Below are 8500 nucleotides of genomic sequence, written 5' to 3'. Positions count from 1 at the left end.
CAGCCTGATCGGCAGTTTGCCCACCATCCACAGCGATTTCGGCTTTCAACCTGGGTGCCCCAAAGCAGACTCAATTGGGTGTTGGAAATCGCTGCGTCGAGTGGTTATAAAGACCTATGGAGTGGGTCACACGGAATTTGGCAACATGGGTCAAATCGGTATTGACGGCGGCAGGTCTGTTGCGGGCGCAGAGACTCCATGAACATTGCGATGCTTTAGCCGGTATGCCAATTGCGGACGGGTCATGCCCAGCAAGCGTGCTGCTTCAGACAGATTGCCACCAGCACGAGACACTGCGTGGTCCAGCACGAGCGAGTCGATCTCCTCAAGCGAACTGCCGCTATCCAAAATACGTGCACACAAATCGTCATCGTGGGTACTTGGTAATTTAGCGAGATGGCCATGCGCGTCTAGGCCGGTTTGAACGGAGTCCGGCTGTCTCGGAAACAGGTGTTCCAATTCAACTTTGCCTGACTGGGGGGCCAAGATTACGCCACGTTCGACCAGGTTTTCCAACTCGCGGATGTTGCCTGGCCAGTCGTGCTGCAGCAGCGCTTTCAGTGCACGTTCTTCAAAACCCAGCACGCGCTTGTTGTGCAACGCACAAAAACGGGCGAGCATGCCTTGGGCTAGTGGTTCAATGTCGGATTTACGCTCACGCAAAGGAGGAATGCAAATCGGGTAAACATTAAGTCGGTATAGCAAGTCAGCCCGGAAACGCCCAGCAAGTACGGCCTGATGCAGATCGACATTTGTGGCCGCCACCAAGCGCACGTTGACCTTGCGCGTGGTCTCGCCACCTACCCGCTCAATCTCTCCTTCCTGCAAGACGCGCAGCAGTTTGGCTTGGGCTGCCAGGGGTAAATCGCCAATTTCATCAAGGAGCAAGGTGCCACCATCGGCGCGCTCAAAACGGCCGATACGCAAAGTATGTGCACCGGTATAAGCCCCTTTTTCAACGCCAAACAATTCGGCCTCGACCAATTCGGAGGGCAAAGCTGCGCAATTCACCGCCACAAAAGGCCTGTCGGAACGACTTGATAGCTCGTGAAGTGCTCGCGCAAAACGTTCTTTGCCTACGCCAGTATCACCGGTCAACAGCACCGTAGCCTGGGTCTGCGCCACCTTTTGCATTAATGTGTAGGCTTTTCGAAATGCCGTGGAGTTGCCAATCAACTGGCTGCACTGATTAGCGGGTTCCAGCGTCGACTTCAATGCATCGACTTGCGATTGCAGTGCTTCCATCTTTTCCATCAGAGAGTCGTCGTTGAAGTAGACGCGATGGGCATCGCCGTCGGGCCATTCCTCGATGGGGCGCCCGACGATCTGGCAATGCTCGGCACCACAGGCGGCACACATAGTTTCTTTGAAAAGGATCAGTCGTCCCATGAACGCACTGGTATAGCCGCTGGCATAACCCAGGAGCGTCCAGCATGCAGGATCTGTATTCAAGCCATATTTCTGCTGATGCGAATAGGCTTCCCAGGAATGGTCCCAACTGAACTCGCCATAAAACTGGCCGGCCTGGATGTCGAATACGAGCTTGATCGGCGTGACATGGGCTGCTCCTTCGAGCATGAATAGTTGGGGGCCGACCAGGAAGCATTCATTCAATGTCATGTCGGGCCGCGTCCTTCTTGCGTACTCCGCATCACACATTCCCGCGGAGTAACCCATGCGCGTAAGAATACGCCGCGCATGTTCGGTCCCGACAGACGTGATCAGATCCTGCCGCAGTGCAGTCAAGGCCTTGGTGTGCATCAGCACCATGCGCCGGTCGCCCAACCAGATGGCGCCGTTGTCCGGCTCGAAGCGCAGCAGGCGACGTAAATCATCGCTTGGTGGAAATTTGAGGCTCATAGATCGATCATTTTCTGGGACCATTTAAAACAGTTTTCTCGATATTAATCCATGAAAAAGTTTAAGGTGGTAATTTTCTGAATCCCATCTGCATTTGATCATTCAATCAAATTAAGTGCCTTTGCCTTTACTGAATGGTAAATATACCTACGACTTAACGGTGTATTGACTAGGGGGAAACCCTATTAGGTTGCAGGAAAAAACTAAAGATGGTTAGGGGTAATCCCTATAAATCTCGAGATTATTTCAACACTAAGCAAAGTTGGCAAGGACCTTGCAAAGTCACTCATGAATGACCTGCCATTTCGTACTCAAGGAAAGCCGGGGGTGCTACATCACCGGTATCCGCGCCAAAGTAGTGGCTAGAAAAATTCTTTTGTCGCATGCAGCAAGGCACTTTCGCCACATCTAAAAAAGAGGAGATTTGTAATGGCTTTACTGAATCGAATGGACTGGTATGACATAGCCAGGGCAACCAACTGGTCGCCAAAATATGTGACAGAACTGGAGCTCTTTCCGATCGACATGGCCGGTGACTACGGATTGCCGCAGGAAGCATGGGAAAAATATGACGAGCCTTACAAGCAAACCTATCCCGAATATGTGAAGGTCCAGCGTGAAAAAGATGCCGGGGCCTATTCGGTCAAGGCGGCGCTTGAGCGGTCCCAAATTTTTGAAAACTCGGACCCGGGATGGAAGTCGGTCATCAAGTCGCATTATGGGGCGCTGGCGCGTCTTGAATACGCAGCGGCCAGTGCCGAAGCGCGCATGATGCGTTTCTCCAAGGCGCCAGGCATGCGCAACATGGCGACGCTCGGCTGTCTGGATGAGATGCGCCATGGCCAGATCCAGCTCTATTTCCCGCACGAACATGTGTCGAAAGATCGTCAAATGGATTGGGCGCACAAGGCCATTGACACGAATCAGTGGGCCATGATTGCAGCGCGTCACTTCTTTGACGACATCATGATGACGCGAGATGCCATCAGCGTCTCCATCATGCTGACCTTCAGCTTTGAAACCGGCTTTACCAATATGCAGTTTCTGGGATTGGCGGCGGATGCGGCTGAAGCCGGAGACCACACCTTTGCCAGCCTGATCTCAAGCATCCAGACCGACGAATCGCGCCACGCCCAGATTGGCGGCCCAGCGTTGCAAGTGTTGATTGAAAACGGGAAAAAGGCGGAAGCTCAGAAGAAGGTGGACATCGCATTCTGGCGTGCCTGGAAATTATTCTCTGTTTTGACCGGCCCGGTAATGGATTACTACACGCCCCTGGAACACCGCAAGCAGTCGTTCAAGGAGTTCATGGAGGAGTGGATCGTTGCCCAGTTTGAGCGCGCCCTGACTGACCTCGGTCTTGAGCTGCCATGGTATTGGGACCACTTTCTTGAACAACTCAGCGAACAACACCATGGCATGCATCTCGGCTCCTACTTCTGGCGGCCGACCATGTTCTGGAATCCGGCAGCGGGTGTGACGCCAGCCGAACGCGAGTGGCTGGAAGAAAAGTATCCAGGCTGGAACGACACCTGGGGCGAGTGCTGGGACGTGATTATCGACAACGTGGTCGAAGGCAACATGGCCATGACCTACCCCGAAACACTGCCCATGGTGTGCAACATGTGCAACCTGCCGATCAATTACACGCCGGGCAAGAAATGGAATGTCAAGGATTTCCCGCTTGAGTACAAGGGTCGCCTGTATCACTTTGGGTCTGAACAAGATCGCTGGTGCTTCGAGCAGGAGCCAGAACGCTATGCCGGACATCTGAGCCTAGTGGATCGTTTTCTCGCCGGCATGATCCAACCGATGGATCTGGGCGGGGCATTGAACTACATGAGCCTGGCGCCAGGCGAGATCGGTGACGATGCACATAACTATGCATGGGCCGAGATTTACAAGGCGATGCGGGCTGAAAAAAAGGCTAGCTGAAGAGCGCTAACAGACAGTGTCAGCGGTCATGACCGCTGACTAAATATATTACCGGATATAGGAGAGAAATATGGCTTTATTCCCATTGAGTTCAAATTTTGAAGGCGACTTCGTGCTGCAACTGCTGCCGGTCGATACCGAAAACACCATGGACGAGGTGGCTGCAGCCGCTGCCCACCACTCGGTAGGACGACGCGTACGAGCCCGTCCTGGGCAGATCCTGCGAATTCGTCGCCAGGGCACTGAAGAGTTCTTGCCACGCACCATGAAAGTGGCGGACGCGGGCTTCAAACCAACAGAAACGATTGAGGTGATCTGGGAAGCACCCAGCCACTAATCAGGAGACGCAAACATGACATTTAAAAAAGTCTGCACCCTCGATGACCTGTGGGAAGGCGAAATGGAGTCATTCGAAGTGGATGGCTTGGACATCTTGCTGGTCTGCGCTGAGGGTGGCGTGATCAAGGCCTTCCAGGGCATGTGTCCGCACCAGGACATACCCTTGTCGGAAGGGAAGTTTGATGGAAAAACAGTGATCTGCCGTGCGCATCTTTGGCAGTTCGATGCCTGCTCCGGTAAAGGCATCAATCCATCTGACTGTGCATTGGCAGAGTACCCGGTGCGGATCGAGGGCGAAGATGTGCTGATTAAAACCGGCGGAGTCATACCTCTTTTTGCGCACACGTAAATTCAGTAGAAAAAACAAGGAGACAAAAATGAGCAATACCAATGTAGTTGTAAACAAACACGGCAATAACCGGGTGGGTCCAGTGATGCGTGCGGGTGAGCTGGCCATGGCCGTGGCTGAGGCTGCGCGTGAAGACAACCCGGGTCGGGTGATACGGATCGATGACAAACGCGCCTACCTGCGCATCGATACCGATGACGAAATGATCCTGCGACGCGAAACGATTGAAACCGCGCTCGGACGTCCGTTCAAGATGAATGATCTGGAGGTTGACCTCAGTTCCTTTGCTGGAAGGATTGAGACCTTGCCAGATCAGGTCCGTTTCTACTTCGTCACCCATCTTTGAAATAAACACCCGTGCCGGCCCTTGTCCGGAAACTAACCAACGCATAGGAAACAGATCATGTCAGAAGTTCAAGCAGAAGCTCAAGTATTAAAGCCGCTCAAGACCTGGAGTCACCTGGCCACTCGTCGCCGCAAACCCAGCGAATACGAAATTGTTAGCGCCAACCTGCATTACAACAACCGGGTTGCCAACGCGCCGTATGAACTGGATCCCGAATTGGCCATGAACAAGTGGTACAAGAAAAACACTTTTGGCAGTCCCCTCCAACATGACGACTGGAACGCCTTTCGTGATCCGGAAGAAGTGGTTTACCGTAGCTACAACATGATGCAGGACGGTCAGGAAAATTATGTCTTGGGACTGTTTGACCAGTTCAACACGCGTGAACACGACAAGTCCCTTGACCCCCGTTGGGTTGGCACGCTGGCGCGGCTCTACACGCCGACTCGTTATCTCTTTCACACCTTGCAGATGGCCTCGGCCTACGTGGGACAAGTGGCACCAGCCAGCACCATCACCAACTGCCATTACTTTCAGATGGCCGATTCCTTCCGGTGGCTTAGTCATACCGCCTACCGCACCAAGGAACTCTCCTTGTCTTTTGCAGAAAAGGGTTTGGTGACGGATGAGCGCGGATACTGGGAAACTGATCCGGCCTGGCAGGGATTTCGTGAGTTGATGGAAAAGGTTCTGGTGACCTGGGATTGGGCCGAGGCCTTTGTGGCCCTGAACCTGATTGCCAAGCCGGCCATCGATGAGGCGGTTTTGAGAAAGCTGGGTGAATCAGCGCGTCATAACGGAGACATGTTGCTGGGCTTGCTCAACGACGCGCAACTGATTGATGCGGCACGACATCGCCGCTGGGCTACGGCTCTGGTGAAAATGGCGCTTGAAAAGCCGGGTAACGCCGAAGTTATCAAGGGCTGGATTGCCAAGTGGGAGCCCATCGCCGACAAGGCCATTGATGCCTATTGCGGCGTCCTGTCCGATGTGCCCAATGCAGCAGCATCGGCAAAGCAGGCGACCCGCGACTTCCGCCAGTCACTCGGGCTGTAAATCAACCCGGTCCTACAGCAAGCGCTTGTTGAGCGCCTGCTGTTAAGCCTGAAACCCCCTGCGTGAAATTGCCATGACACAAACCAGAATAACGATCGACCCCGAGCAAAGCAAATTTGACCAACTGGGGAAAGACACCGTCTTGCGCGCAGCTTTGCGCGCCGGAATCGGTTTCCCTTATGAGTGCAATTCGGGCGGTTGTGGAAGCTGCAAGTTCGAATTGCTGGAAGGCGAGGTAGAAGACCTGTGGCCGCAATCGCCAGGTCTGACCGAGCGTGATCGACGAAAAGGAAAGCACCTCGCTTGCCAATGCGTCGCAGCGACCGACCTGCGCATCAAGGTTCGCACTACATCAGAATGCGTGCCATGTTTTAAACCCCGGCGCATGCGTGCCAGATTCGCCGGGGTGCACGCCATCACGCACGATATCAGCGAGTTTCGGTTTGTCAGCGAAGGAGGTGCTGATTTTCTGGCGGGTCAATACGCGATGTTTGCGATTCCTGGTGTCGACACGCCCCGTGCCTACTCAATGTCCAATCTGGGTAATGAACAAGGTGAATGGCATTTTCAGATTCGACATGTTGCTAATGGCGTGGCGACGGCCCAGCTATTTGGCCGTCTTCAGGTCGGTGAAGAAATCGAAATTGATGGACCTTACGGCATCGCGTATCTGCGAACTGAGGTGGCGCGTGACATCGTTTGCGTAGCGGGTGGCTCCGGCCTTGCTCCTATGGTTTCCATTGCTCGTGGTGCAGCGCAATCGGGCATGCTGAAGACTCGCCAACTGCACTTTTTTTATGGGGGAAGAACCCCGCGAGACATCTGTGGTGAAACCTTTCTGCGCGAACTAACCGGCTTTGGAGATCGCATCCATTTTCATCCCGTAGTTTCGCTGCCCGGTGATGAGGCGGGCAAATCTTGGAGCGGTGAAACCGGGTTTGTTCATGAACTGGTGAAGCGGGTTCTCGGGGATAGCTTGCCCAGCTATGAGTTTTACTTCGCCGGTCCACCGCCGATGACTCAGACGTTGCAGGAAATGTTGATGGTGGGTTACCGGGTTCCCTTCGAACAAATTCACTTTGATCGATTCTATTGACGCCGAATGTCGTGGGCCTCAGCCCACGGTTCGGTGCTCATTCATTGGCAATACTAATTAATTCTAATCAAACGAGGAGACACATAAATGAAATCAAAAATCACGACGCTTGGCGTCATCGCCGCGGCATGTCTGGCTGCCACATCACAAATGGCCCAAGCCACGGAAGTCTTCCGCCTTGAAGGTTACGGACCCATTTCGCGTGCCATGGGCGGAACCGCCACGGCAGTCAATGTAGGCGCTGCAGGCATGATGGCCAACCCGGCAACCTTATCGATGTTGGCCCCGGGTTCAGAGTTCTATCTTGGCTTGGACATGATTACCACCGACATCAAAGTAACGAACCAGACCACGGGTGAAAGTGTTTCGTCTAATACGCACGGCAGTAACAGAGGCCCTTATTTAGCGCCGGAGATTGCTTTTACGAACCGCAGCGGCGAACTGACACTGGGTGTTGGCGCATTTGCCCAAGGCGGCTTGGGGACTGAATATGGCGATAGCAGCTTCCTTTCGCGTGCTGCAGGCGGATTGAACACTGGGCTTGATAACTCAAGCCGCCTGTTGGTGTTGAATATTCCTTTCGTAGCAAGTTACCAAGTCAATGAGAAACTCGCAGTTGGCGGGAGCATTGACGCCATGTGGCAAGGATTAAACCTCAATTTGTTGCTTGATGCTGGCCAGGTTGGCTCGTTGATCGGGGCAGGACGCGTGCAAGGAAGCCTGTTGCCGGTGTTGGGTGGTTTGCCGGATTTGCGCGGTGCTCATTTCAGCCTGACCAAAAATGAGCCCCTGGCCAGTGGTGTTGAATCCTGGGGGTTTGGTGGGCGACTTGGCATGACTTACAAAGTGTCGAATGAGACCTTGTTGGGACTCGACTACGCCATGGAAAGTCACATGAAAGATATGGAAGGGCGGGCCACACTCACCGCCATTGATGGCATTGCGGGTCAAATCCCCTTGCAAGGCAATATCAAACTGCGTAATTTTCAGATGCCCGCCAAGCTGGACCTCGGCTTGAGCCACCGCGTAAACGATCAGTGGATGTTGGCGGTCGACGTGTCCCAAGTATTCTGGGAGCACGCGATGAAAGATATCAATGTAGGTTTTGTAACTGATGGTGGCCAAACGCTAGACATCCAATTGCCGCAAAACTACAAGGATCAGACCATCCTGGCTTTTGGTGTTGCCTACCAGACGGGCAATTGGACGCTGCGCGGTGGGGCGCGGTTGGCGACGCAGGCACTTCGTTCGGAAACGCTGTTTGCCGTGATTCCTGCAACGCCAAAAAAGCATATTTCGGCCGGCTTCTCTTATGCGTTCTCGAAGGCTGATGGTGTTGACTTTGCTTATTCCCATGCCTTTGAAGAGACGATGAGTAATTCAAGCTCGCCAAATACTGCAGATCCGATACAAACAATGCATTCGCAAAACAATGCGACCATCGGTTACACGCATAGGTTCTAACAGGTATTTGAAACCCTTTCAGCGAGCACCGGGACAACAAATCGTCTGACGCTTG

The 8500-nt window shown here is 53.5% G+C and carries 8 protein-coding genes; 7 read left to right on the top strand and 1 reads right to left on the bottom strand.

Annotated elements, in window-relative coordinates:
- Window positions 1-150: 150 nt before the first annotated feature.
- Window positions 151-1860: a sigma-54-dependent Fis family transcriptional regulator gene (locus tag WCG50_RS03290; protein WP_336898142.1), complete on the bottom strand. Its 1710-nt coding sequence runs from the start codon at window positions 1858-1860 to the stop codon at window positions 151-153.
- Window positions 1861-2289: 429 nt separating this feature from the next.
- On the opposite strand from WCG50_RS03290, the gene WCG50_RS03285 reads away from it, so the two are divergent.
- The 7 genes from WCG50_RS03285 (at window position 2290) to WCG50_RS03255 (ending at window position 8445) form a co-directional block, all read left to right on the top strand.
- A complete protein-coding gene (locus tag WCG50_RS03285) occupies window positions 2290-3795 on the top strand; it encodes an aromatic/alkene/methane monooxygenase hydroxylase/oxygenase subunit alpha (protein WP_336898141.1) in 1506 nt (501 codons plus the stop codon).
- A gap of 70 nt (window positions 3796-3865) precedes the next feature.
- Window positions 3866-4132, top strand: a complete 267-nt coding sequence (locus tag WCG50_RS03280; protein WP_336898140.1) for a toluene-4-monooxygenase system B family protein — start codon at window positions 3866-3868, stop codon at window positions 4130-4132.
- A gap of 15 nt (window positions 4133-4147) precedes the next feature.
- Complete coding sequence (locus tag WCG50_RS03275) at window positions 4148-4483, top strand: Rieske 2Fe-2S domain-containing protein (protein ID WP_336898139.1); 336 nt, start codon at window positions 4148-4150, stop codon at window positions 4481-4483.
- 28 nt (window positions 4484-4511) lie between these two features.
- On the top strand, window positions 4512-4829 hold the full coding sequence (locus WCG50_RS03270; RefSeq protein ID WP_336898138.1) for an MmoB/DmpM family protein: 318 nt from the start codon (window positions 4512-4514) through the stop codon (window positions 4827-4829).
- A gap of 57 nt (window positions 4830-4886) precedes the next feature.
- Window positions 4887-5885 carry an aromatic/alkene monooxygenase hydroxylase subunit beta gene (locus tag WCG50_RS03265; protein WP_336898137.1) on the top strand — a complete coding sequence of 333 codons (999 nt, stop codon included), beginning with the start codon at window positions 4887-4889 and terminating at the stop codon, window positions 5883-5885.
- 73 nt (window positions 5886-5958) lie between these two features.
- Entirely contained in the window at window positions 5959-6981 is a 1023-nt protein-coding gene (locus tag WCG50_RS03260) for a 2Fe-2S iron-sulfur cluster-binding protein (RefSeq protein ID WP_336898136.1), read from the top strand.
- Window positions 6982-7068: 87 nt separating this feature from the next.
- Window positions 7069-8445 carry an outer membrane protein transport protein gene (locus tag WCG50_RS03255; protein ID WP_336898135.1) on the top strand — a complete coding sequence of 459 codons (1377 nt, stop codon included), beginning with the start codon at window positions 7069-7071 and terminating at the stop codon, window positions 8443-8445.
- Window positions 8446-8500 lie beyond the last annotated feature (55 nt).

The sequence above is a fragment of the Rhodoferax sp. genome (assembly GCF_037143375.1).
In the GTDB taxonomy this organism is placed as follows: Bacteria; Pseudomonadota; Gammaproteobacteria; order Burkholderiales; family Burkholderiaceae_C; genus Rhodoferax.
This window is presented reverse-complemented; position numbering and strand designations above follow the sequence as displayed.

Bases quoted from the DNA above. Each gene is read 5' to 3' on its own strand.
- WCG50_RS03270 (WP_336898138.1), top strand. From the start codon at position 4,512: ATGAGCAATACCAATGTAGTTGTAAACAAACACGGCAATAACCGGGTG.
- WCG50_RS03280 (WP_336898140.1), top strand. From the start codon at position 3,866: ATGGCTTTATTCCCATTGAGTTCAAATTTTGAAGGCGACTTCGTGCTG.
- WCG50_RS03260 (WP_336898136.1), top strand. From the start codon at position 5,959: ATGACACAAACCAGAATAACGATCGACCCCGAGCAAAGCAAATTTGAC.
- WCG50_RS03290 (WP_336898142.1), bottom strand. From the start codon at position 1,860: ATGAGCCTCAAATTTCCACCAAGCGATGATTTACGTCGCCTGCTGCGC.
- WCG50_RS03285 (WP_336898141.1), top strand. From the start codon at position 2,290: ATGGCTTTACTGAATCGAATGGACTGGTATGACATAGCCAGGGCAACC.
- WCG50_RS03265 (WP_336898137.1), top strand. From the start codon at position 4,887: ATGTCAGAAGTTCAAGCAGAAGCTCAAGTATTAAAGCCGCTCAAGACC.
- WCG50_RS03255 (WP_336898135.1), top strand. From the start codon at position 7,069: ATGAAATCAAAAATCACGACGCTTGGCGTCATCGCCGCGGCATGTCTG.
- WCG50_RS03275 (WP_336898139.1), top strand. From the start codon at position 4,148: ATGACATTTAAAAAAGTCTGCACCCTCGATGACCTGTGGGAAGGCGAA.